Origin of the sequence: Streptomyces sp. NPDC003035 (assembly GCF_042888285.1) — a bacterium.
GTDB lineage: Bacteria > Actinomycetota > Actinomycetes > Streptomycetales > Streptomycetaceae > Streptomyces.
In genome coordinates, this window is sequence record NZ_JBIAPJ010000010.1 from 60,677 (window position 1) to 82,010 (window position 21,334).

23 protein-coding genes are annotated in these 21,334 nt (G+C 70.7%); 13 read left to right on the plus strand and 10 right to left on the minus strand.

Annotated elements, in window-relative coordinates:
* Positions 1-172: 172 nt before the first annotated feature.
* The 6 genes from ACFYV5_RS29160 (at position 173) to ACFYV5_RS29185 (ending at position 6,616) form a co-directional block, all read left to right on the plus strand.
* Positions 173-1,765, plus strand: a complete 1,593-nt coding sequence (locus tag ACFYV5_RS29160; protein ID WP_389173569.1) for an ABC transporter ATP-binding protein — start codon at positions 173-175, stop codon at positions 1,763-1,765.
* Positions 1,762-2,874 carry an ABC transporter permease gene (locus tag ACFYV5_RS29165; RefSeq protein ID WP_355105428.1) on the plus strand — a complete coding sequence of 371 codons (1,113 nt, stop codon included), beginning with the start codon at positions 1,762-1,764 and terminating at the stop codon, positions 2,872-2,874. Before ACFYV5_RS29160 ends, ACFYV5_RS29165 begins: the two co-directional genes overlap by 4 nt.
* Positions 2,871-4,163 (plus strand): ABC transporter permease, encoded by a 1,293-nt coding sequence (locus ACFYV5_RS29170; protein WP_355105430.1) that lies wholly within the window; start codon positions 2,871-2,873, stop codon positions 4,161-4,163. The genes ACFYV5_RS29165 and ACFYV5_RS29170 overlap by 4 nt, the downstream gene beginning before the upstream one ends.
* Positions 4,160-4,561 carry a cytidine deaminase gene (locus ACFYV5_RS29175; protein WP_355105432.1) on the plus strand — a complete coding sequence of 134 codons (402 nt, stop codon included), beginning with the start codon at positions 4,160-4,162 and terminating at the stop codon, positions 4,559-4,561. The genes ACFYV5_RS29170 and ACFYV5_RS29175 overlap by 4 nt, the downstream gene beginning before the upstream one ends.
* A 79-nt stretch (positions 4,562-4,640) precedes the next feature.
* Positions 4,641-5,918, plus strand: a complete 1,278-nt coding sequence (locus tag ACFYV5_RS29180; RefSeq protein ID WP_355105434.1) for a thymidine phosphorylase — start codon at positions 4,641-4,643, stop codon at positions 5,916-5,918.
* A gap of 107 nt (positions 5,919-6,025) precedes the next feature.
* Positions 6,026-6,616: a Uma2 family endonuclease gene (locus tag ACFYV5_RS29185; protein WP_389173284.1), complete on the plus strand. Its 591-nt coding sequence runs from the start codon at positions 6,026-6,028 to the stop codon at positions 6,614-6,616.
* Between the two features lie 12 nt (positions 6,617-6,628).
* Here ACFYV5_RS29185 and ACFYV5_RS29190 read toward each other — a convergent pair whose 3' ends face one another.
* Positions 6,629-7,288, minus strand: coding sequence for an HAD family hydrolase (locus tag ACFYV5_RS29190; RefSeq protein ID WP_389173285.1), 660 nt, complete (start codon positions 7,286-7,288; stop codon positions 6,629-6,631).
* Positions 7,289-7,342: 54 nt separating this feature from the next.
* Between ACFYV5_RS29190 and ACFYV5_RS29195 the strand changes: the two genes are divergently transcribed.
* A complete protein-coding gene (locus ACFYV5_RS29195) occupies positions 7,343-7,612 on the plus strand; it encodes an STAS domain-containing protein (protein WP_389173286.1) in 270 nt (89 codons plus the stop codon).
* Positions 7,613-7,624: 12 nt separating this feature from the next.
* Here the strand turns inward: ACFYV5_RS29195 and ACFYV5_RS29200 are convergent, their stop codons facing one another.
* From ACFYV5_RS29200 to ACFYV5_RS29210, 3 genes are all read right to left on the minus strand, one after another.
* Entirely contained in the window at positions 7,625-8,605 is a 981-nt protein-coding gene (locus ACFYV5_RS29200; RefSeq protein WP_389173288.1) for a sigma-70 family RNA polymerase sigma factor, read from the minus strand.
* Between the two features lie 82 nt (positions 8,606-8,687).
* Positions 8,688-9,383 carry a L,D-transpeptidase family protein gene (locus tag ACFYV5_RS29205; protein WP_389173290.1) on the minus strand — a complete coding sequence of 232 codons (696 nt, stop codon included), beginning with the start codon at positions 9,381-9,383 and terminating at the stop codon, positions 8,688-8,690.
* A gap of 92 nt (positions 9,384-9,475) precedes the next feature.
* Positions 9,476-10,750: an MFS transporter gene (locus ACFYV5_RS29210; protein WP_389173292.1), complete on the minus strand. Its 1,275-nt coding sequence runs from the start codon at positions 10,748-10,750 to the stop codon at positions 9,476-9,478.
* A gap of 62 nt (positions 10,751-10,812) precedes the next feature.
* Between ACFYV5_RS29210 and ACFYV5_RS29215 the strand changes: the two genes are divergently transcribed.
* The 4 genes from ACFYV5_RS29215 to ACFYV5_RS29230 all read left to right on the plus strand — a co-directional run bounded on the left by ACFYV5_RS29215 (position 10,813) and on the right by ACFYV5_RS29230 (position 14,909).
* A complete protein-coding gene (locus tag ACFYV5_RS29215; RefSeq protein WP_389173294.1) occupies positions 10,813-11,766 on the plus strand; it encodes a LysR family transcriptional regulator in 954 nt (317 codons plus the stop codon).
* Between the two features lie 209 nt (positions 11,767-11,975).
* Positions 11,976-13,031: a polyprenyl synthetase family protein gene (locus ACFYV5_RS29220; RefSeq protein WP_355105450.1), complete on the plus strand. Its 1,056-nt coding sequence runs from the start codon at positions 11,976-11,978 to the stop codon at positions 13,029-13,031.
* 238 nt (positions 13,032-13,269) lie between these two features.
* A complete protein-coding gene (locus ACFYV5_RS29225) occupies positions 13,270-14,127 on the plus strand; it encodes an ABC transporter ATP-binding protein (RefSeq protein WP_355105452.1) in 858 nt (285 codons plus the stop codon).
* A complete protein-coding gene (locus ACFYV5_RS29230; protein ID WP_355105454.1) occupies positions 14,124-14,909 on the plus strand; it encodes an ABC transporter permease in 786 nt (261 codons plus the stop codon). The genes ACFYV5_RS29225 and ACFYV5_RS29230 overlap by 4 nt, the downstream gene beginning before the upstream one ends.
* Before the next feature lie 90 nt (positions 14,910-14,999).
* Here ACFYV5_RS29230 and ACFYV5_RS29235 read toward each other — a convergent pair whose 3' ends face one another.
* From ACFYV5_RS29235 to ACFYV5_RS29250, 4 genes are all read right to left on the minus strand, one after another.
* Positions 15,000-15,221: a hypothetical protein gene (locus tag ACFYV5_RS29235; RefSeq protein ID WP_355105456.1), complete on the minus strand. Its 222-nt coding sequence runs from the start codon at positions 15,219-15,221 to the stop codon at positions 15,000-15,002.
* Between the two features lie 148 nt (positions 15,222-15,369).
* Positions 15,370-16,446 carry a hypothetical protein gene (locus tag ACFYV5_RS29240; protein WP_389173298.1) on the minus strand — a complete coding sequence of 359 codons (1,077 nt, stop codon included), beginning with the start codon at positions 16,444-16,446 and terminating at the stop codon, positions 15,370-15,372.
* A 118-nt stretch (positions 16,447-16,564) separates the two neighbouring features.
* A complete protein-coding gene (locus ACFYV5_RS29245; RefSeq protein WP_389173300.1) occupies positions 16,565-17,638 on the minus strand; it encodes a terpene synthase family protein in 1,074 nt (357 codons plus the stop codon).
* Positions 17,639-17,765: 127 nt separating this feature from the next.
* Positions 17,766-18,545 carry an alpha/beta hydrolase gene (locus ACFYV5_RS29250; protein WP_389173302.1) on the minus strand — a complete coding sequence of 260 codons (780 nt, stop codon included), beginning with the start codon at positions 18,543-18,545 and terminating at the stop codon, positions 17,766-17,768.
* A gap of 115 nt (positions 18,546-18,660) precedes the next feature.
* Between ACFYV5_RS29250 and ACFYV5_RS29255 the strand changes: the two genes are divergently transcribed.
* Positions 18,661-19,815: an adenosine deaminase gene (locus ACFYV5_RS29255; RefSeq protein WP_389173304.1), complete on the plus strand. Its 1,155-nt coding sequence runs from the start codon at positions 18,661-18,663 to the stop codon at positions 19,813-19,815.
* Between the two features lie 171 nt (positions 19,816-19,986).
* Entirely contained in the window at positions 19,987-20,337 is a 351-nt protein-coding gene (locus tag ACFYV5_RS29260) for a hypothetical protein (protein ID WP_389173306.1), read from the plus strand.
* Positions 20,338-20,414: 77 nt separating this feature from the next.
* Here the strand turns inward: ACFYV5_RS29260 and ACFYV5_RS29265 are convergent, their stop codons facing one another.
* On the minus strand, positions 20,415-20,615 hold the full coding sequence (locus ACFYV5_RS29265) for a PspC domain-containing protein (protein WP_389173308.1): 201 nt from the start codon (positions 20,613-20,615) through the stop codon (positions 20,415-20,417).
* 88 nt (positions 20,616-20,703) lie between these two features.
* Complete coding sequence (locus ACFYV5_RS29270) at positions 20,704-21,285, minus strand: VanZ family protein (protein WP_389173310.1); 582 nt, start codon at positions 21,283-21,285, stop codon at positions 20,704-20,706.
* Positions 21,286-21,334 lie beyond the last annotated feature (49 nt).

Consider the following 21,334-nt stretch of genomic DNA (forward strand, 5'->3'; position numbering starts at 1 on the left):
GAGCGGCTTCGGCCGACACTCCGGGCCCCCTTCACACGTATGCCCGTGGGCAGTTGAACGATTTCCCTGAAGCTACGCGCGTAGCGCGCCGCGTACAGGGTATTTTTCGCCACCGACACCGCCTGCGTCCCCGCCTCGTCCTCCTCACGCTCCCTGCCTAGGAGAGTGCGTCATCAAAGCCTCCAGCCCCAGCAGTCCGAACGCCGTAGAACTCCGCGGCATCACCAAGCGTTTCCCCGGAGTCGTGGCCAACCACGACATCGACATCACCGTGCGCCGCGGCACCGTGCACGCCCTCGTGGGCGAGAACGGCGCGGGCAAGTCGACCCTGATGAAGATCCTCTACGGCATGCAGAAGCCGGACGAGGGCACCATCACGGTCGACGGCGAGCAGGTGACGTTCCACAGCCCCGCCGACGCCATCACCCGCGGCGTCGGCATGGTGCACCAGCACTTCATGCTCGCGGACAACCTCACCGTCCTCGAGAACGTCGTCCTCGGCTCCGAGAAGCTGCACGGCATCGGCGACAAGGCCCGCGCCAAGATCAAGGAGATCTCGGACGCGTACGGCCTCGGCGTCCGTCCCGACGTCCTCGTCGAGGACCTCGGTGTGGCCGACCGTCAGCGCGTGGAGATCCTCAAGGTCCTCTACCGCGGCGCCCGCACCCTGATCCTCGACGAGCCGACCGCCGTGCTCGTCCCGCAGGAGGTCGACGCGCTCTTCGACAACCTGCGCGAGCTCAAGGCCGAGGGCCTCACGGTCATCTTCATCTCGCACAAGCTCGGCGAGGTCCTGTCCGTCGCGGACGACATCACCGTCATCCGCCGCGGCACCACGGTCGGCACCGCGGACCCGAAGCACACCACCACCAAGCAGCTCGCCGAGCTGATGGTCGGCAGCGAGCTGCCCTCCCCGGAGACCCGCGAGTCGACGGTGACGGACGTACCCATGCTGACGGTCGAGGACCTGTCGCTCAGCGCCGTCGACCCCGACGGCGTCGTCCGCGCGGTCCTGGGCGGCATCACCTTCACCATCCACAAGGGTGAGGTGCTCGGCATCGCCGGCGTCGAGGGCAACGGCCAGTCCGAGCTCGTCGACACGATCATGGGCATGCGCACCGCGGACGCGGGCGTGGTGACCCTGGACGGCGCCGACATCACCACCGCGCCGACCCGCAAGCGGCGCGAGGACGGCATCGGCTGCATCCCCGAGGACCGCCACCGGCACGGGCTGCTCCTGGAGGCCCCCCTCTGGGAGAACCGCATCCTCGGTCACGTCACCGAGAAGCCCAACTCCAAGGGCGCCATCCTCGACCTGAAGGCCGCCCGCCGCGACACCGAGCGGATCGTCCGCGACTACGACGTCCGTACCCCCGGCATCGACGTCACCGCGGCCTCCCTCTCCGGTGGCAACCAGCAGAAGCTGATCGTCGGCCGCGAGATGAGCCACGACCCCAAGCTGCTCATCGCCGCGCACCCCACCCGGGGCGTGGACGTCGGCGCGCAGGCGCAGATCTGGGACCAGATCCGCGACGCCCGCCGCGAAGGCCTGGCGGTCCTGCTGATCTCCGCCGACCTGGACGAGCTGATCGGCCTCTCCGACACCCTGCGCGTGATGTACCGCGGCCGGCTCGTCGCGGACGCCGACCCGGCGACCATCACACCGGAAGAGCTGGGCTCGGCCATGACCGGCGCCGCCGCCGGTCACCTTGCGCACGAAGACAGCCCTGAGGGCACCGACGGCCCGGAGGACGAGGCCCGATGAAGAAGTTCGACAAGGAGCGCTTGCTCCTGGGCATCGCGGCGCCGCTTCTGGCGATCGTCGCCGCCTTCCTGATCACCGCCCTGGTCCTGACCGCGACCGGCAAGGAGCCGTTCAGCGCCTTCGGGATCATGTTCGACTACGGCATCAAGTCGGACAGCCAGGTCTACATCATCAACAAGGCGACGACGTACTACCTGGCGGGTCTCGCGGTGGCCATCGGCTTCCGCATGAACCTGTTCAACATCGGTGTCGACGGCCAATACCGTCTCGCCGCCTTCTTCGCCGCCGCCGTCGGCGGAGCGCTGACCCTGCCGGGCATCGTCCAGATCCCGCTGATCATCATCACCGCGATGATCGTCGGCGCGATGTGGGCGGGCATCGCGGGCGTCCTCAAGACCACCCGGGGTGTCAGCGAGGTCGTCTCCACGATCATGCTGAACTTCATCGCGACCGCGATCATCGGCTACCTCCTCCAGCCCGGCCGCCTCGGCCACCTGGACGCGGCCGGCACGGAGGTCGCCACGACCCCGCTGCCGGAGTCCTCGCACTTCTTCGAGTTCCCGACCACGCCGACCCCGATCATCGGTTTCGTCGTGATCGCGGCCGTCGCGGGCGTCGCGTACTGGTTCACGCTCGCCCGCACCCGCTTCGGCTTCGACCTGCGCACGGTCGGCCGGTCCGACACGGCCGCCGCGGCCAGCGGTGTCAACGTCAAGAAGATGGTCGTCACCTCGATGCTGCTCTCCGGCGCCATGGCCGGTCTGATCGGCATGCCGACGCTGCTCAACGAGTCGTACGCGTACGGCAGCGGCTTCCCGCTGGGCATCGGCTTCACGGGTATCGCCATCGCGCTGCTCGGCCGTAACCACCCGGTCGGCATCGCGCTCTCCGCCATCCTCTGGGCCTTCCTGGAGCGCGGCGGCCAGCAGCTGGAGTTCGAGGAGTACGACCGCGAGATCGTCGGCGTCATGCAGGGCGTCATCGTTCTGTGCGTCGTCATCGCCTACGAGGTCGTGCGTCGCTACGGCATCAAGCGTCAGCAGCGGCAGGTCGGCGAGAAGCTGGCGGCCCAGGCCCGTACCAACGACAAGACGGAGGTGTCGGCGTGAGCGCCACGGCGACTTCCACCCCGCCGCCCGCGGCCCCCAAGGTGGCCGGCGGCAAGGGCGGCCGCACCCGCCGCCTCTCCCTCCCGGTGATCCTGCTGATCGTGGCGGGCGGGCTCATCGCCCTCTCCGCCGTCCGCGCCATCACCGGCGCGCAGGACCTCACCTCCGCGGGCCAGATCAGCGCCGCGCTCTCCCTCGCCGTGCCGATCGGCCTCGCCGGTCTCGGCGGTCTGTGGGCCGAACGCGCGGGCGTGGTCAACATCGGCCTCGAAGGCATGATGATCCTCGGCACCTTCTTCGGTGCCTGGGCCGGCTGGCAGACCGACCCCTGGCTCGGCGTCCTCGCCGGCATCGTGGGCGGCATGCTCGGCGGCCTGCTGCACGCGGTCGCCACCGTCACCTTCGGCGTCGACCACATCATCTCCGGTATCGCGATCAACATCCTGGCGCTCGGTGTCACCACCTACTTCGCCAAGCTGTGGTTCAACACCGGCGAGGCCGCGGCCAAGGGCGGCAGCCCCAAGCAGTCCCCGCCGGCCGAGGACATCACGTCGATCACCGTCCCCGGCCTGTCCGACTGGCTGGCCGACATCGAGAAGCACCACTGGTTCCTGGTCTCGGACATCGCGGGCATCCTCGGCGGCCTGGTCACCAACCTCTCGCTGGTGACGATCCTCGCCGTGCTGCTCGTGATCGGCACGTACTTCGTGCTGTGGAAGACCCCGTTCGGTCTGCGCCTGCGCTCCTGCGGCGAGAACCCGATCGCCGCCGAGTCCCTGGGCGTCAACGTCTACAAGTACAAGTACATCGCCGTGGTCGTCTCCGGCGGTCTCGCCGGTCTCGGCGGCGCGTTCCTGTCGCTGGTCACCTCGCACATCTACAACGAGGGCCAGACCGGTGGCCGCGGCTACATCGGCCTCGCCGCGATGATCTTCGGCAACTGGCGGCCGGGCGGTCTCGCCATGGGCGCGGGGCTCTTCGGCTTCGCCGACGCCCTCCAGCTGCGCAGCGGCGGTCAGTCCGTCCACGCGCTGCTCCTGCTGCTCTTCGCGATCCTCGTCGTCATCGCCGCGTGGAAGGCGTACAAGAAGCGCTGGATCACGGCCGCGATCAGCGCCGTCATCGCCGCCGGCGTGCTGATCTGGTACCTCGGCACGGACACCGTCCCGGTCGAGTTCGTCAGCGCCACGCCGTACGTGGTCACCCTGCTGGTGCTGTCGCTCTCCGCGCAGCGCCTGCGGATGCCCAAGGCGGACGGCATGCGGTACCGCAAGGGCGAAGGCAAGTGACGACCCCCGCCGGCCCCGACTGGGAGGCCCTGCGGAAGGCCGCCCGGGACGCCATGTCCCGCGCGTACGCCCCGTACTCGGGCTTCGCGGTCGGCGCGGCGGCGCTCGTCGACGACGGGCGGGTCGTCGCCGGCTGCAACGTGGAGAACGCCTCGTACGGCATCGGCCTGTGCGCCGAGTGCGGGCTCGTCTCCCAGCTGCAGGCGACCGGCGGCGGCAGGCTGACCCACTTCGTCTGCGTGGACGGCCGGGGCGAGCCCCTGGTGCCGTGCGGGCGGTGCAGGCAGCTGCTGTACGAGTTCGGCGGCGACGAACTCGTCCTGGAGACCCCGGCCGGGCTGCTGACGCTCGCGGAGATGCTTCCGCAGGCGTTCGGCCCGGACCACCTCGCGAAGTAGTACCTCGAAGCGGCCCTTCCGGCACGATGGAAGGGCCGCTCTCCCTTTTCCCCTCTATGCGCGTAGAAAGAGGCACCACATGGACGTCATCTCCGTCATCCGCACCAAGCGGGACAAGGGCGAGCTGAGCCCCGAGCAGATCGACTGGGTCATCGACGCCTACACCCGGGGTGAGGTCGCCGACGAGCAGATGTCGGCCCTGGCCATGGCCATCCTGCTCAACGGCATGAACCGCGGTGAGATCGCCCGCTGGACGGCCGCGATGATCGCCAGCGGCGAGCGCATGGACTTCTCGTCCCTCTCGCGGCCCACCTCCGACAAGCACTCCACCGGCGGCGTCGGCGACAAGATCACCCTCCCGCTCGCGCCCCTCGTCGCCGCGTGCGGCGCGGCCGTGCCGCAGCTGTCGGGCCGGGGACTCGGCCACACCGGCGGCACGCTCGACAAGCTGGAGTCCATCCCGGGCTGGCGCGCGCTGCTCTCCAACGAGGAGATGCTGCACGTCCTCGACACGACCGGCGCGGTGATCTGCGCGGCGGGCGACGGGCTCGCCCCCGCCGACAAGAAGCTCTACGCCCTCCGGGACGTCACCGGCACGGTCGAGGCGATCCCGCTCATCGCCTCCTCGATCATGTCGAAGAAGATCGCCGAGGGCACCGGCTCGCTCGTCCTGGACGTCAAGGTCGGCACCGGCGCCTTCATGAAGAACCTCGCGGACGCGCAGGAGCTGGCCCACACGATGGTCGGACTCGGCACGGACAGCGGTGTGAAGACGGTCGCGCTGCTCACCGACATGTCGACCCCGCTCGGCCTCACGGCCGGCAACGCCCTCGAGGTCCGCGAGTCCGTCGAGGTCCTGGCGGGCGGCGGCCCGGCGGACGTCGTCGAGCTGACGATCGCCCTGGCCCGCGAGATGCTCGACGCGGCCGGCATCAAGGACGCGGACCCGGCGAAGGCGCTCGCGGACGGCTCGGCGATGGACGTCTGGCGCCGCATGATCGCGGCCCAGGGCGGCGACCCCGACGCGACCCTCCCGGTCGCCCGCGAGCAGCACGTCCTCACCGCCCCGTCCTCCGGCGTCCTCACCCGCCTCGACGCGTACGACATCGGCATCGCCGCCTGGCGCCTCGGCGCGGGCCGCGCCCGCAAGGAGGACCCGGTCCAGGCCGGCGCGGGCGTCGAACTCCACGCCAAGCCGGGTGACACGGTGACGGCGGGCCAGCCGCTGCTGACCCTCCACACGGACACCCCGGAGAAGTTCGACTACGCCCTGAAGTCCCTGGACGGCTCCTGGGACATCGCGGCGGAGGGCACGGCGTTCACCCCGAAGCCGATCGTCCTCGACCGCATCGCCTGATCATTCTTGGCATGTGCCAGTGACCCTTTCGGGTGAACGGGACCGGTGGACCTCCACCGGTCCCGTTCGGCATGCTGGGATCGGTGACGCACTGATTGGAGACCGCCATGAGCGCACTCACCGTCGACCCCGCTTCGGCCAACAGCCGCGACTGGGACGACCTCGTCCGGATCTGGGAGGAGACGGACGCCCCTGAGGGCTGCAAGGTGGAGATCATCGAGGGGATCATCACCGTGTCACCGCCGCCGTCCAACAGTCACAATCTGATCGCCGAGAAGGTCCATCGGCGGCTGTACAGCGTGATTCCGGAGGACTGGGGGATCTACCAGACTCTGGGGGCGTCGGTTCCTTCGCGAGACGGCCTGTTCATCCCGGACTTGGCGGTGATGCCGGAGGCCGCGCTACACAGGCCGGGCCACTTCGTCCCCGCCGCGGATGCGGAGCTGGTCGTGGAGGTCACGTCCAAGTCGAACGCGGTTCACGACCGCATCAAGAAGGCGGCAGGCTATGCCCAGGCGGGTGTGCCGCTCTACCTGTTGATCGATGGCTTCGCCCCGGGTGGCCCCACCGTCACCCTCTATGGCGAGCCGAAGGGTGACGTCTACCGCGTCCTGAGCGCTGTGCCGTTCGGGGAGAAGGTCCACCTTCCCGCCCCCTTCGACCTCACGCTCGACACCAGCGCCTTCCCCTTCGGCTGAGCACCCCGCCGCTCAGGCCAGCGGTTCCCCGAGCAGCCTCGGCAGCTGCCGCATGTCGTCGAAGACCAGCGTCCGCGGACCCATCAGCCGGTCCGCCCGCGTCAGGCCCCCGCAGTAGCCGAAGGCCCGCATCCCGGCCGCGCGTGCCGCCCGGACGCCGTACGGGCTGTCCTCGACCACCGCGCACCGCTCGGGCGGGACGCCCGTGGTGGCCGCGGCGTGGAGGAAGAGATCGGGGGCGGGCTTGCCCTGCGCGACGTCGCGAGCGCTGAAGATCCGGCCCTCGAAACGGTCCAGCAGGCCCACCCGCGTCAGATTCCGGCGGATCGAGGTGTGGCTGCCGTTCGACGCCAGGCAGAACGGCACGTCCAGCGCGTCGAGGGCGTCCGTGATGCCCTCGACCACCGTCAGCTCCGCGTCCAGCGCCCGGTCGTACAGCGGCCGGTAGGGCACGTGCCAGTCGGGCTCCAGGGGCCGCCCGAGCCGCTCCTCCAGGATGGCCGTGAGCACCTCGTTCGACGAACCGACGAACTGCTCGACGACCTCGGCCTCGGTGAACTCGGCGCCGAGCGCCGCGAAGACCTCCCGGTCGACCCGGCAGTAGATCCGCTCGCTGTCCACCAGGACGCCGTCACAGTCGAAGATCACCAGTTCGACAGGGTCGAGAATCATGCGCGAAGCCTAGAGGCTGCGATGAGTTCCGGCCGTGGCGCAGGTCTCCTTGGTGTGGAGACCAGTCGACCGCTCGTTCTGACCCTTGCCGCCCGGGCCACCCCGGACGAGATCGCCCGCCTGTGCGCCGTGCTCGAAGGGGTGCCGCCCACCGACGTGATCTGTGACGTCGGCGGGCTCGCCCATGCCGATCTGGCGGCCGTGGACGCCCTGGCCCGGCTGAAACTCACGGCCCGGCGCCTCGGACACCGGCTGCGGCTCCGGGGCGCCGGAGCCGAGCTGCGGGCCCTCCTGGATCTCGTCGGCCTCGCCGACGTCGTATGACCGCGCCGGTGACTACGCCTCGAGCCGCTCCGGCAGATCGAAGAGCGGGAACCACCGCTTCGTGTCCAGGAAGAAGTCCATGCCGCCGACCTTGCCGTCCCTCAGCTCCAGGACGATCAGCGCCCACGGGCTGTAACCGCCCTCCGGGTCCGGGTGGTAGTGCGCGAACGCCGGAGAGCCGTTCGCCACCGTCGGCACCAGCTTCGAACCGCGGCAGACGTCGCCGACCCCGAGCATCCAGCCCACGATGTCGTCGTGCCCCCGCAGCCAGAGGTCGTACGGCGGCATGGACATCGTCGCGTCCTCGTGCAGGAGCGCCGTCAGCGCCTTCATGTCGTACCCCTCGAAGGCGGCGACATAGCGCTCCAGGAGCTCCTTCTGCTCCTCGTCGAGCGGGTCCGCGGCGTCCGAGGCCGCCGGCTCGTTCTCGGCGATCGTGGCGCGCGCCCGCTGGAGCGCGCTGTTGACCGAGGCGACCGTGGTGTCGAGCAGCTCGGCGACCTCGCTCGCCTTCCAGGCCAGCACCTCGCGCAGGATCAGCACGGCCCGCTGCTTGGGCGGCAGGTGCTGCAGCGCGGCGACGAACGCCAGGCGCACGGTCTCGCGGGAGACCGCGGTCTCCGCCGGGTCGGCCACCGACGGCAGCACCCGCCCGTCCGGCACCGGCTCCAGCCAGGTGATCTCCGGCCGGGCGTTCAGCTGCGCCTGCGCGACCGGCGTCGCGGCGGTCAGATCCATCGGCCGGGCCCGCTTGTTGCCCGCGTTGAGCGAGTCGAGGCAGACATTGGTCGCGATGCGGTACAGCCAGGAGCGCAGCGACGAGCGACCCTCGAAGGAGTCCATGGAGCGCCAGGCGCGCACCATCGTGTCCTGGACGGCGTCCTCGGCCTCGAACGAGGAGCCCAGCATCCGATAGCAGTAGCCGGTCAACTCGGTGCGGTACTTCTCCAGTTGAGAGTTCCGGTCATCGGTAGCGGTCGCCAGGTCACTCATGCAGGTCCACCCCACTCGCCCCTCACCGGCACCGGTTCTGTGCCGATGAGGGGAAGTTACCGCAGCCCACTGACAACCGGGGTCAGGTTCCCGGCTTCCGTCCGTAGACGTACACGTCGTCGCCGTTCCTGAGCAGGTTCCAGTACGCCTTGGCGTCGGCCGGACGCATGTTGACGCAGCCGCCCGAACCCGGCGGGTTCCACATGGACTTGGTGGTGGAGTGGAAGGCCTGCCCGCCGTCGAAGAACTGCGCGTACGGCATCGACACGTGGTAGATCGTCGACCAGTGGTTGATGTTCCGCCAGTAGATCCTCTTGGCGCCGGTCCGGGTCTCCGTCCCGTCCTTGCCCGTGCGGACGGGCACGGGGCCGTACGTCAGCCGCGAGCCGTCCTGGATCCAGCTCAGCTGGCGGGTCAGGTCGACACAGGCGATCCGCCCCTTGTTCGTCGGGCACGCCCCGGCCCTGTTGGGGTTCGTGCCGGCCGCCCGCTGGGCCAGCATCGTGGACATCGTCCGCCAGGTCAGCGGACCGGCGTAGCCCTGCGTCGGGGCGATGCCGTGCGTGCGCTGGAACGACTGGATCGCCCGGCAGTCGGCGAGCGACTGCCGCCCGTCCACCGCCCGCCCCAGGAACTTCTCCACCTGCTTCTGGTACGGCCCCGTCGTCACGTTGCACGAGGCCGCCTGCGCCGGCGCCGCACCGAGCGCGACCGTCAACGGCACCACCGTCGAGGTGATGCCGAGGACGATCCCGGCCCGCTTCCGTATGACTCCCATGATCATCAACTCCCCGTCGACTCTTACGAGTTGAGACGACCGGGAGGGCGCACCGGTTGTAACGGACGCGGTACGGATTGCGCGGTACGGATTCAGAGCGCCGCGCGGACCCGCAGACGACCCGCCTCGGCCCGCGCCGCCACCCGTGCGCTGTGGCTGCCGTACAGCGTGATCGACACGACGCCGAGGACCGCGATCAGGCCCAGCAGGACCGTGCCCGCCCAGCCGCCCGAGTGGAAGGCGATCGCGCCGACCGTGCCGCCCGCGCTGCTGCCCAGGTAGTACGCCGACTGGTAGAGCGCCGACGCCTGCGCGCGGCCGGTCTTCGCGGTACGGCTCACCGAGGAGGAGGCGACCGCGTGCCCGGCGAAGAAACCGGCCGTGATCAGGACCAGGCCCAGCAGCACGGCGGCGAGCGCGTCGGCCAGGGAGAGCAGCAGACCGGCCGCGGTCGTGCCGACGGCCAGGTAGAGCGCCCCGCGCCGGCCGAGCCGTCCGACCAGCTTCCCGGCCGCCGCCGAGGAGACCGTACCGACGAGGTAGACCAGGAAGATCGAGCCGATCACGCCCTGCGGGAGCGAGAACGGGGCCTCGGCCAGGCGGTAGCCGATCACGGTGTAGACCGCGCCGAACACCGTCATGAACAGCGCGCCGATCGCGTACAGGCGCATCAGCAGCGGGTCGGCGAGGTGGGTGCGGACCGCCGTCGCCACTGCCTTCGGGTTCAGCGAGCCGGGGGTGAAGTGACGGGCCTTGGGGAGGAGGAGACGGAAGACGACCGCGCAGGCCACCGCCATGAGGCCGACCGCGAGGAGCCCGGCGCGCCAGCCCCACACCTGGGCCGCCCAGCCGGTGACGAGCCGGCCGCTCATGCCGCCGATCGAGTTGCCCGCGACGAACAGGCCGATCGCGGCGATCAGCGCCCTCGGTCGCACCTCCTCGGCGAGGAACGCCATGGCCGAGGCGGGCAGGCCCGCGAGCGCCGCGCCCTGGACCGCCCGCAGGGCGATCAGCCACTCCAGGTTCGGGGCGAAGGGGACGAGCAGTCCGACGACGACCGCGACGGCGAGCGAGGCGGTCATCATCGCGCGCCGGCCGAAGCGCTCGGAGAGGGCGCTCAGCGGGAGGACGAGGAGGGCGAGGGCGCCGGTCGCGGCGGAGACCGTCCAGGAGGCCGCGGAGGCGGTGGCGCCGAACTCCGCCGAGATCGCGGGGAGGAGGGCCTGCGTGGAGTAGAGGAGAGCGAAGGTGGCGAGCCCGGCGGCGAAGAGGGCGAAGCTCATGCGGCGGTAGCCGGGGGCACCGGGGGTCAGGCGGGTGTCGGCGGCCGTGCTGGTGGCGGCCGCCTTGGTACTGGCGGAAGGCATGTCACGAACGTAGGCCGATCCGTTTCATGCGTCCAATGCACGGAACTGCTGTAATCGTTCCCATGGTGCATGAGTACAGGTCACAGGGTCGGCTGTCACCGGGTAGTTACGAAGAAGACATGGGGCTGCTGCTTGCGCCCCGGCTCGCGTACTTCGCGGCGGTCGCCCGGCACGAGCATGTGACGAGGGCGGCGGCCGAGATGGGCGTACCGCAGTCGACGCTGTCCCGGGCGATGGTCCGGCTCGAACAGGACCTCGGCGTCGCCCTGTTCGCCCGCCGGGGACGGACGGTCTCGCTCACCCCGGCGGGCCGCACGTTCTACGCCTCCGCCGAGCGGGCGCTCGCGGAGGTGGAGCGGGCGGCGGACTCCGTACGGGCGGACGCCGACCCGACGGCGGGGCGGGTCGCCTTCGGGTTCCTGCACACCATGGGCTCCGAGACCGTGCCGGGGCTGATCCGCGCCTTCCGCGTGGACCACCCCCGCGTTCGCTTCACCCTGGTCCAGAACTACGGCGAGGCGATGATCGAGCGGCTGCGGGCCGGGGACCTGGACCTGTGCCTGACCTCGCCCGTGCCCGACGCGCCCGACCTGGTCGCCCGCCGCATCGACGAGCAGCGTCTGCGTCTGGTGGTGCCCGACGACCACCGGCTCGCCTCGCGCAAGCGGGTCCGCCTCGCGGAGGCGGCGGACGAGACCTTCGTGACGCTGGAGCCCGGCTACGGGCTGCGGCGCATCACCGACGACCTGTGCGCCGAGGCCGGGTTCAAGCCCCGGGTCGCCTTCGAGGGCGAGGAGGCCGAGACCCTGCGCGGCCTGGTCGCGGCCGGTCTGGGCGTCGCCCTGCTGCCTCCGCCGGCCGTCCCGCGCCCCGGCGTCGTCGAGCTCAATGTGACGGCCCCCCGCGCTGTGCGCGAGATCGGCGTCGCCTGGCTGGACGGCCACCCTGACACGGCGCCGGTGGCCGCCTTCAAGAAGTTCCTGCTCAGCAAACGGGGAAATCTGCTGCCGGAGTGAACGCATGTGAATTTCCGGTATGCCCTTCGGCCGGTTTGTGCGAACGAGGGCGAAGATCATGCATTTGGTCCGGTGAGGTGGTCTTTTCCGAGGGACCCGGTGAAGGCAACGTTTCTGCATTCTCGGTGGTACTTAGCTGGAGCGTGGAATTGCCAGCAATTGCTCGCTCGTCGCCGTGAGGGAGGCGAGCGGTTCGTCCGGGAGGTGCTGTGTCGGGGTTGACCGCGGTGGGGTGGGAGTCGGCTGTCTCGCCGTCCTCGTTGTTCGGCTGGGCCCGCGATCTGGTGACTCCGGCCCTGCGCGCGGCGGTCGCCGGGCTGCCGGAGCCGGAGCGTCGGATGACGGGGTACCACCGGGGCTGGCACGAGGCCGACGGGAACGGGTCGCCCGGCGAGGCGGCGGAGGGGGGCAAGGCGGTCCGCCCGGCGCTGGCGCTGCTGGCGGCACGGGCCGTCGGCGGCTCCGCGGACTGCGCGGTGCCGGCCGCCGTGGCCGTGGAGCTGGTGCACGACTTCTCGCTCCTGCACGACGATGTGATCGACAAGGACTGTCTGCGCAGGCACCGCCCCGCCGTGTGGGCCGTCTTCGGCACCGGCCCCGCGGTGCTGGCCGGTGACGCCCTGCTGGTCGTCGCGTTGCGGACGCTTCTCGACGTGCCGGGGGCCCAGGGCGGGGCGGCGGTCCGGGAGCTGGTCGCGGTCCTCGCGGACCTGATGCGGGGACAGAGCCAGGACGTCGCCTTCGAGAAGGCCGAGGCGGTGGAGACGGCGGACTACCTGGCGATGGCGGAGGGGAAGACGGGAGCCCTCATGGGCGGGGCCTGCGCTCTGGGCGGCCTGCTGGCCGGGGCCGACGAGGAGCGGGTCGCGGGTCTACGGGACTTCGGGCGGTGTCTGGGCGTCGCGTTCCAGTGCGTGGACGACCTCCTGGGCATCTGGGGCGCCAGTGAGCGCAGCGGCAAGCCGGTGGGTGCGGATCTCGCGGCGCGCAAGAAGTCCCTGCCCGTGGTGGCGGCCCTGTCGACCACCGGGGAGGCGGGGAGACGACTCGCCGCCCTGTACGGCGGTACACGGCCCCTGGACGCGACGGACGTCGCGCTCGCGGTGACCCTCATCGAGGAGGCGGGCGGGCGCGAGCGGACCGAACTGGAGGCGAAGCGCCAACTGACCGCGGCCTTCCGCGCGCTGTCACGCGCCCGGCCGACCCCGGAGGTGTACCGGCAGCTCCAGGAGCTGGCGCTGCTGCTGACCCGGCGCGACCACTGACGGCGACCACTGACGGCGACCACCGACAGCGACCACCGAGGGCGACCACTGGCCGCGACCCCGGAAGGAGCACGTGTGTCTCGCGGGCGGACGGCCCGTTCCGGGCGGTGTCAACGCGGCGGCGCCGCGCCGTAACCTGCGGCAGTCCCGGCGGGTTCTGCATTCCGGCGGGCTGTGATTGCCGCTCCCGGGCCGACTATCTGAAGACAGTGGTTTTGTGAGGCAGAGCGATATTCACATGAGGAGTCGGCGCATTCCCGGCCCGTCGGCGGTGAGTGTGTACGGCCTGCACGTCGTGCGCGGCAGGCACGCCATTCTGCAGGACATCAGTTTCACGGTTCCGCGGGGCTCGATCGTGGGGCTTCTGGGGCCGAGCGGCTGCGGGAAGACGACGCTCCTGCGGTCGGTCGTGGGGATCCAGCCCTGCACCGCCGGGCATGTGCAGGTCCTTGGAATGCCCGCCGGAGTCCGTGCCCTCAGCTCACGGGTGGGTTACGTCACCCAGGCGCCGTCGGTCTATCCGGACCTGACCGTGCTGGAGAACCTGCGCTACTTCTCGGCCGCCCTGGGACTGCGGGGCTGGCGCCGGGAGAACGCGGTCGTGCGGGTGGTCAAGGAGGTCGACCTGGCCGAGTACGCGGACAAGCCCGTCGCCCGTCTCTCGGGCGGGCAGTACTCCCGCGTCTCCCTCGCCGTCGCCCTGCTGGGCACCCCCGCTCTCCTGGTCATGGACGAACCCACCGTCGGACTGGACCCCATGGTGCGGCGCGAGTTGTGGCTGGTCTTCAAGCGCCTCGCGCAGGAGGGCACCACGTTGCTCGTCTCCAGCCATGTCATGGACGAGGCCGACCGCTGCGACCGGCTGCTGCTGATGAGGGCGGGCCGGCTGCTCGCGTCGGCCGGACGCGCGGAACTGCTCGCGCACACCGGGTGCGACAGCGTGGAGGAGGCCTTCATGCATCTGGTCCGGTCGTCCCAGACCCTGGAGGAGGAAGCGGAACACCTCCTGCCCGGCAGGGTGCCGGGGCCCCTGCTCACCGACGACCCGCTGCCGGACCCGGACCTGCCGTACTTCGCGACGGACATGCGCTCATGACCTTCGCCGGCGAACCGACCTCGGAAGCGCGCTGCTTCGGCCGCACGCTGCCGTTCACCCCCAGCATCACCGCCGCCACGGCCCAGCGGGTTCTCCAGCAGATCTCCCGCGACCGCGGCAGCACCGCGCTGATGCTCGTCATCCCGTGCATGCTCATGGTCCTGCTGAAGCTGATGTTCCATGACGCGGAGGAGTCCTTCGAGCGCATCGGGCCCCAGGTCTTCGGGATCTTTCCCGTCATCGTCATGTACCTGGTGGCGTCGGTCTCCACCCTGCGGGAACGCACCTCCGGAACGGCCGAGCGGCTGCTGACCCTCCCGGTGCAGCGGCTCGACATCGTCTTCGGTTACAGCCTGGCGTTCGCCTTCCTCGCGCTCATCCAGGCGGTCCTGTCGACCTTGCTGTCCGTGGGCCCGCTCGGCCTGGACATCAAGGGTCCGGCCTATCTCCTCATGATCATCGCGATGCTCGGGGCGCTGCTCGGCCTGGCCCTCGGTCTCCTCGTGAGCGCCTTCGCCCGCAACGAGTTCCAGGCCGTGCAGTTCCTGCCCGCAGGCGTCCTGCCGCAGTTCCTCGTGTGCGGGCTGTTCGTGCCGCGGGCGGAGATGCACGGGTTCCTCGACGGCCTCGCGCAGATCATGCCCATGACCTACGCGGTACAGGCCGCCACGGAGGCTGCCTCCCACGACGGCGTCACCGGCGTCTTCGTACGCGACGCCGCCCTCATCCTGCTCTGTGTCGTCGTGGTCCTCGTCGCCAGCGCCGCCACGCTCAAGAGATGACCGTGGACGGGCCGCGGGCCCGTCCCGGACAGCCCGATGGGGTGCGGCGACGCCGCACCCCATCGGGTCGTTCTCCGTGCCAGGCGGTCGTTAGCCCCGGTTCGACGTGCCCCAGGTGAAGCCGACGTGTCCGTTGCGCGGGATCTCGAAGGGGCCGAACTGCAGCGGCCGCTCACCCCGTCCGCCGAAGCCGTAGGGACCGTCGGCGGTCACGGACGGCGCGGCGGCGGCGTACGCCGAGGGCCCGACACCCGCCACGACGACCGCGACGGACAGGACGGACACCGCGGCGGCACGGCGAAGGAACGACATGAGAACTCCTTGAAATCAGGGGAGAAAGGACCGGGATCAGCGTATCGATAACCCGTTGTGCGGCCCGGTGGAAAATGCCGTGGTTCCCTCAAAAGGGTCCGCACGCGGATTTCGCGGTTTTATGTCTGTGGGAAAAGCCTGTCTTTTCCTACGCCAGGTCCCTGTCCCACCACCAGGCCACCGTCGGCGCCCCGGGCACCGGCTCCGGCGCGGCGTCCGAGGGCTCCTCCGCCCAGGCGAGCGGCGCCGCCTCCATCGGATCCGGTACGCGGCCCAGGCTGACGTAACGCGGAACCTGGAGCCCCCACTCGGCGTTGCCGCGGATGCCGTGACGCAGGCCCTGCAGATAACTCGCCAGCTCGACACCGGCCGTGGGTCGCACCCGGTCGTGCAGCGCCATGAAGCGGACCAGGACCCGGTCCCTGATCCGGTTCGCCTCCTCCACCGCCTCGGCGACCGCCATCCCCCGATGGTGCATGAGCACGCTGTAGATGTTCTGGTCGGTGTGCCCCCGGCTCATCTCCTTGCGCAGGGAGTGCCGGTCGTTGTCCAGGGCGGCCACGAGGATCGCCATCTCCGTCAGGGCGCGTACGGCGGGCCGGTGCAGCTCGTTGCCCGGCACCTCGAGCCCCGTGGCCAGCTCCAGCATCGCGAACGTCGGCTCCCCGCCGGCCGCCAGCAGCCGCATGGCCAGAAACTCGTCGAGATCCGGCATCCTGCCGCTCGCCTGGTTGCCGATCTGCCAGGCGACTCCGGACAGCCAGGCCCGGTGGGCCGCGACGAAGCGGCGGACCTGCGCCGGCGTACCGAAGGAACGGAAGCGGCCGACGATGTCCTGCAGGGGCCGGACGTAACGCTCCCCGCGATCGTCCGCCGACGGCGCCTCGACGGCCCGCTGGACGAGCCCGGCCAGGACGTTGAACTCGGCCGGCCGGCTGCTCAGTGGTCCGTTGTCGCACCGCGCGTCGTCGAAGGCGAAACCGAAGTAGACCCACAACGAGGTCGCCAGCAGCCGCTCGTCGTCGGCGACCGGCGCGAAACGCGCATAGAAATCCGTACTGTGCGTGGCGACGACCCAGGCCGTTTCCCGCTCGGACGCGCACATCCCGCTGTCGCGCACCCATTCCTCCGCCTGGGCCTCGATCCGACGGGAACGAGGATGGATGGCCGATTCCAACGGGCAGTAGATCAGCGGAAAATCTGCTTCTTGGGCGTTCGTGCGCATGAATGACCTCGATGGGCGTGGGAGGAAAGTGGTGCTCCCATGCTTCAGGAATTCCCCCCGGCGGATCCGGCGGAGCGCGAGCGATTCCCCGGGGATCCTTCAAAAAGGCCACACATGATCACACGTTGACGCGGGCCGGCGAGTGCACGGTTCCCAGGCGCTGGATAGTGACGGTTCCGGCCCGCTGACCGGAGGTCCCGAACGTGGCGTCGCCGTGGTAGCGGGTGGTCAGGCCGTGGTAGTGGAGGTTGCCGCTGATGAGGTGGCCAAGCTCCGTCAGGTAGGTCGGCACCGCCGGATGGAGGGGCCTTCCCCCGCTCGTGATCTCGGCGCACGTGCGGGAGAACGACTCCTCGGTCAGCCCGATCAACTCGCCGACCCTGTCGACGGCCTGCTGCAAGGAGAGCGACTCGCCGCGCAGGAGGATCCACATGCAGTTCATCGCTTCTCCGGCCTCGTACTCCTTGGGGAAGGAGTAGAGGTCGTTGACCAGCGTCATGTGGTTGATGGCGAGGTCCCGGGCCTTCGCCAGAGCCGGGTCGGTCGCCAGCTCGCCCGTGAGGTCGCAGCCCAGGGCGTACTCGGTCTGGCAGGTGGACCAGTAGCCGAAGAGGTTGGTCAGACGCAGCTCCATGTAGTCGTCGAAAGGGAGCAGGTCGTCGTCGAGGCGGGCGTCGGCCTCCGTCACGGCCGAGGCGACGATGTCCCGGTAGGCGTCCCGGTAACGCCCGGCGAGATCCGGGAACATCTGAGGCCAGGCGGGGGCCAGGGCGTCCCTCAGCATCCGGCCGGCGGGGAACTCGGGGGCGACCGGTCCGCCGTCGAACATCGCGAGCCAGAGCTGTCGCAGAGCCTCGGCCTGCTCGAGGCTCTCCTGGACGCCGGGGCGGGAGAAGGAGTCGTCACAGATGCCGGCCGGGATCATGATGTTCGGCAGGGTGAAGCGCCGGTCGTCCAGCATGTGCGGGTAGCACAGGCAGGCCCAGTACGTCATGCGCTGCCGGAGATACCGGTCGGCGAGCTCCGCACCGTCGAAGTACTCGACCAGATACGGGCGGGCCCAGCGGGAGCATTCCTTCTCGATGCGCGCATGTTCCGGATGTGCGAGCAGCGGCAGCCGCGTGGGGATCCGCGGCATGTCGAACCGGGTTCCCGGCTCCAGGGAAACGAGAGTCCTGGGGGAGTGGGACATGGGGCGTCCTCGATTGCTCGGCGCGACGGCTGGATGGCGTCACGCTATGAGCGGACCTCCCGGAGGCCTCCGAGGCGGATCCGCGCATACACACGAAGTCGTGGCAGGAGGTCGCGGTGTTGACGCGCTACCGGCGCCGGGGTGGGCGGCCGAAGCCCGCCGCCAGGGGCATCCGCAGGCCCAGGGGCGGCGGGGCCGCGAGGGCGTCGGCGACCGGGCGGGCGTAGGGGTGGGTGAAGAGCGAGCCGAGGACGAAGTCCGCCGCCAGGGCCTGGACTTCCTCCCGGTACTGGCGCAGCGCGTGGCCGTCGGAGTGGACCTCGAAGCGGCACGTGTCGCGGTTCGACTTCTTCGCCCGCTCCGCGAGCCGGTACGACAGCTCCGGATCCGTCCGGGCGTCGTTGGTGCCGTGCAAGATCAGGACCCGGCGCCCCACCAGCTGGCGCACCGGCTCCGGTTCCGCCGCCACGTCGTCCTCCGGCAGCCAGGGTGCCAGCGCGAGCACCGCGTCGACCGCCGTGTGCCCGGCGGCCCGCAGCGCGGCCCGTCCGCCCATCCCGTGGCCGACCAGACAGACCGGGACGTCGCCGTAGCGCCGTACCGCCTCCGCCGCCGCCCAGGACGCGTCCGCGGCCAGCTGGGCGTCCGCGCCGTTCCAGCCGCGCCCCCGGTAGCGCACCGCGTGCACCACGAGGCCCTCGCCCCGCCCGGCCGCGGCCAGCCGCCGCCCCAGCGGCAGCAGCGCCGCGTGGGCCCGGACGGAGGCGCCCCGCGCGGAGGTCGCCTCCCCGTTCGGGAGGAGCAGGACCACACCGCCCACCGCCGTACCGGGGTGCGATGCGCCGACGGACCGTCCGAGCCGGGGTGTCCGGCCGCCTGCGGTCCCTACGAGTGCGGAGTGCGCCATGGCAGAACAGTCTCAGAAGCCGAGGTGTACGCCATCCGTACGCGCGGTCACTGTTACGTATCGACAAGCGCGTTGAGGAGGGACGCTCTACGCGCGTAGGCGTTAGAGTGCCGAGATGACGAGCCAGATCCCCAACGTCCCCACCGCGGAACAGATCCGCCGCGCCCCGAAGGTGCTCCTCCACGACCACCTCGACGGCGGACTGCGCCCCGGCACGATCATCGACCTCGCCCGCGCCCAGGGCTACGACAACCTTCCCGAGACCGAGCCCGACAAGCTCGGCATCTGGTTCCGCGAGGCCGCCGACTCCGGCTCGCTGGAGCGCTATCTGGAGACCTTCGCGCACACCTGCGCCGTCATGCAGACCCGCGAGGCCCTGGTCCGGGTCGCCGCCGAGTGCGCGGTCGACCTCGCCGAGGACGGCGTGGTCTACGCGGAGGTGCGGTACGCCCCCGAGCAGCATCTGGAGGCCGGGCTGACCCTGGAGGAGGTCGTGGAGGCCGTCAACGAGGGCTTCCGCGAGGGCGAGCGGCAGGCCATGGCCAAGGGTCTCCGCATCCGGGTCGGCGCGCTGCTGACCGCCATGCGGCATGCCGCCCGCGCCCTGGAGATCGCCGAACTCGCCAACCGCTACCGCGACTCCGGTGTCGTCGGCTTCGACATCGCGGGCGCCGAGGCCGGTTACCCGCCCACCCGCCACCTCGACGCCTTCGAGTACCTCAAGCGGGAGAACAACCACTTCACCATCCACGCCGGCGAGGCCTTCGGCCTGCCGTCCATCTGGCAGGCCCTGCAGTGGTGCGGCGCCGACCGGCTCGGGCACGGCGTCCGCATCATCGACGACATCGAGGTCGCCGAGGACGGCTCGGTGGTGCTGGGCCGGCTCGCCGCGTACGTCCGGGACAAGCGCATCCCGCTGGAGATGTGCCCGACCTCCAACCTCCAGACCGGCGCGGCGGCCTCCATCGCCGAGCACCCCATCGGGCTGCTCCGCAAGCTGCACTTCCGGACCACGGTCAACACCGACAACCGCCTCATGAGCGGGACGAGCATGAGCCGGGAATTCGAGCTGCTGGTCGAGGCCTTCGACTACACGCTCGACGACATGGCGTGGTTCACCGTCAATGCGATGAAATCAGCGTTCATTCCTTTCGATGAACGCCTCGCCATGATCAATGACGTCATCAAGCCCGGATATGCCGAGCTGAAGTCCGCATGGCTGTTCCAGCAGACGGCCGCGACCAGCGAGTCTTCCCGCCGGACGGACTGAGGACAGGAGCCGGGACGAGGGGTGAGGCGGTCGGGAGACACGATTCCGGCCGCCTTTCGGTGTTTGCGGGAGCGTCCGTGGGTGGCTAGCTTGCAGAGCTGCTTTGCATCCCCGAATTCCTGCTTTCCCCGAAGCTCCATGATCCCCAAGATCCTCAAGGATGATTTTCTGATGAAGCAGTCTGCCGCCAAGACGCTCGGTGTCGCCGCTCTCGGTGCCGCTTTCGCCGCTGCCGCCGCCGGCACGGCCGCCGCCGCCCCGGCCGCCCCCACCCCCGCCGCGCTCGGCCTGGTCACCCAGACCGTGCCGCTGGGCGACGGGCTCACCGAGCTCCCCGACGGCACCGCCGAGTCCCTCGTGGGCGGCGAGACCGCCGTCGACCAGGGCGTCAAGACCCTGCCCGCCACGGCCGGCCAGGCCGTGGAGCACGCCCCGCTCGACGGCGCCACCGACGTCCTCGGCAACACCCAGGTCGGCAACCTGCTCGGCGGCCTCCCGCTCGACGGTCTGCCGATCGGCTGATCACGCCGCACACGCCGATGGGGCGCGCACCCGGATCCGGGTGCGCGCCCCATTCGGCATTCGTACGCCCTGTGTCCCTACCAGGCCGGGCCGGCCGCCTTCTCCGAGGGCAGCAGCATCCACAGCGCCAGGTACAGCACGAACTGCGGGCCGGGCAGCAGGCAGGAGACGAGGAAGATGACCCGCATGGTGGTGGCCGAGGTGCCGAAGCGCCGTGCCAGCGCTGCGCACACTCCGCCGATCATGCGGCCGTCACGGGGGCGGACAAGTGCGGCCATGGTGGGCTCCTTCGAAGCGTTGTCCGAGAGCCGCTCGTCGGGCTCTCCGACTCCATACTCGCCCCGGGCGGTGGGACAAAGCGTCGGTCTACGGGGCGATCCCGACCCTGGGAATCGTCGGGGTAGCCCCCTGAGAACCCTCGTCCCGCAGCAGGGTCGAGCCCCGGCCCCGACTGGTCCCCGAGGAGGACCGGCCCGGTCGCGGGTCCCTCCCGCGCCGCAGCCGCGCCCGGCCCGCGGGCACGACGAGGAGATGAGCCAGGGTGACCCCGGCGGTGTTCAGGAGCAGTGAGTCCACGTCCACCACCTGCCCGGGCACGGCGGTCTGCAGCAGTTCGACGGCGAGGGACACCAGCGCCCCGGCGGCAGCGGTACGGGCCAGGGACGCCCACGGCGACACATGGAGCCGGCCGTCGGCCATCGGGAGCAGGACCCCGAGCGGGGCCAGGAGCAGCAGCCCCTCGCCGATCCGCCGGACCGCCTCGGCCGGGCCGAGCACGAGATCCGCCTTGATCCCGGCCAGTGGGGTCAGGTTCGGCGCCGTCACCCAGGCCACGTCGCGTGGGCGGAGCGTCACCCAGGCGACGAGGAGCAGATGCGCGAGGAGGAGGACGAACCCCGCCACGCGTACGACCACGGCGGCACTGCCGCCCGAACCTTGACGCTGCACGCCCCCCAAGACGCGCCCCGTGCCGGAATCGGTTCCGCCGCTCCCGCGA

Bases quoted from the DNA above. Each gene is read 5' to 3' on its own strand.
- ACFYV5_RS29165 (WP_355105428.1), top strand. From the start codon at position 1,762: ATGAAGAAGTTCGACAAGGAGCGCTTGCTCCTGGGCATCGCGGCGCCG.
- ACFYV5_RS29180 (WP_355105434.1), top strand. From the start codon at position 4,641: ATGGACGTCATCTCCGTCATCCGCACCAAGCGGGACAAGGGCGAGCTG.
- ACFYV5_RS29185 (WP_389173284.1), top strand. From the start codon at position 6,026: ATGAGCGCACTCACCGTCGACCCCGCTTCGGCCAACAGCCGCGACTGG.
- ACFYV5_RS29190 (WP_389173285.1), bottom strand. From the start codon at position 7,288: ATGATTCTCGACCCTGTCGAACTGGTGATCTTCGACTGTGACGGCGTC.
- ACFYV5_RS29200 (WP_389173288.1), bottom strand. From the start codon at position 8,605: ATGAGTGACCTGGCGACCGCTACCGATGACCGGAACTCTCAACTGGAG.
- ACFYV5_RS29205 (WP_389173290.1), bottom strand. From the start codon at position 9,383: ATGGGAGTCATACGGAAGCGGGCCGGGATCGTCCTCGGCATCACCTCG.
- ACFYV5_RS29210 (WP_389173292.1), bottom strand. From the start codon at position 10,750: ATGCCTTCCGCCAGTACCAAGGCGGCCGCCACCAGCACGGCCGCCGAC.
- ACFYV5_RS29215 (WP_389173294.1), top strand. From the start codon at position 10,813: ATGGTGCATGAGTACAGGTCACAGGGTCGGCTGTCACCGGGTAGTTAC.
- ACFYV5_RS29225 (WP_355105452.1), top strand. From the start codon at position 13,270: ATGAGGAGTCGGCGCATTCCCGGCCCGTCGGCGGTGAGTGTGTACGGC.
- ACFYV5_RS29230 (WP_355105454.1), top strand. From the start codon at position 14,124: ATGACCTTCGCCGGCGAACCGACCTCGGAAGCGCGCTGCTTCGGCCGC.
- ACFYV5_RS29235 (WP_355105456.1), bottom strand. From the start codon at position 15,221: ATGTCGTTCCTTCGCCGTGCCGCCGCGGTGTCCGTCCTGTCCGTCGCG.
- ACFYV5_RS29240 (WP_389173298.1), bottom strand. From the start codon at position 16,446: ATGCGCACGAACGCCCAAGAAGCAGATTTTCCGCTGATCTACTGCCCG.
- ACFYV5_RS29245 (WP_389173300.1), bottom strand. From the start codon at position 17,638: ATGTCCCACTCCCCCAGGACTCTCGTTTCCCTGGAGCCGGGAACCCGG.
- ACFYV5_RS29250 (WP_389173302.1), bottom strand. From the start codon at position 18,545: ATGGCGCACTCCGCACTCGTAGGGACCGCAGGCGGCCGGACACCCCGG.
- ACFYV5_RS29255 (WP_389173304.1), top strand. From the start codon at position 18,661: ATGACGAGCCAGATCCCCAACGTCCCCACCGCGGAACAGATCCGCCGC.
- ACFYV5_RS29260 (WP_389173306.1), top strand. From the start codon at position 19,987: ATGAAGCAGTCTGCCGCCAAGACGCTCGGTGTCGCCGCTCTCGGTGCC.
- ACFYV5_RS29265 (WP_389173308.1), bottom strand. From the start codon at position 20,615: ATGGCCGCACTTGTCCGCCCCCGTGACGGCCGCATGATCGGCGGAGTG.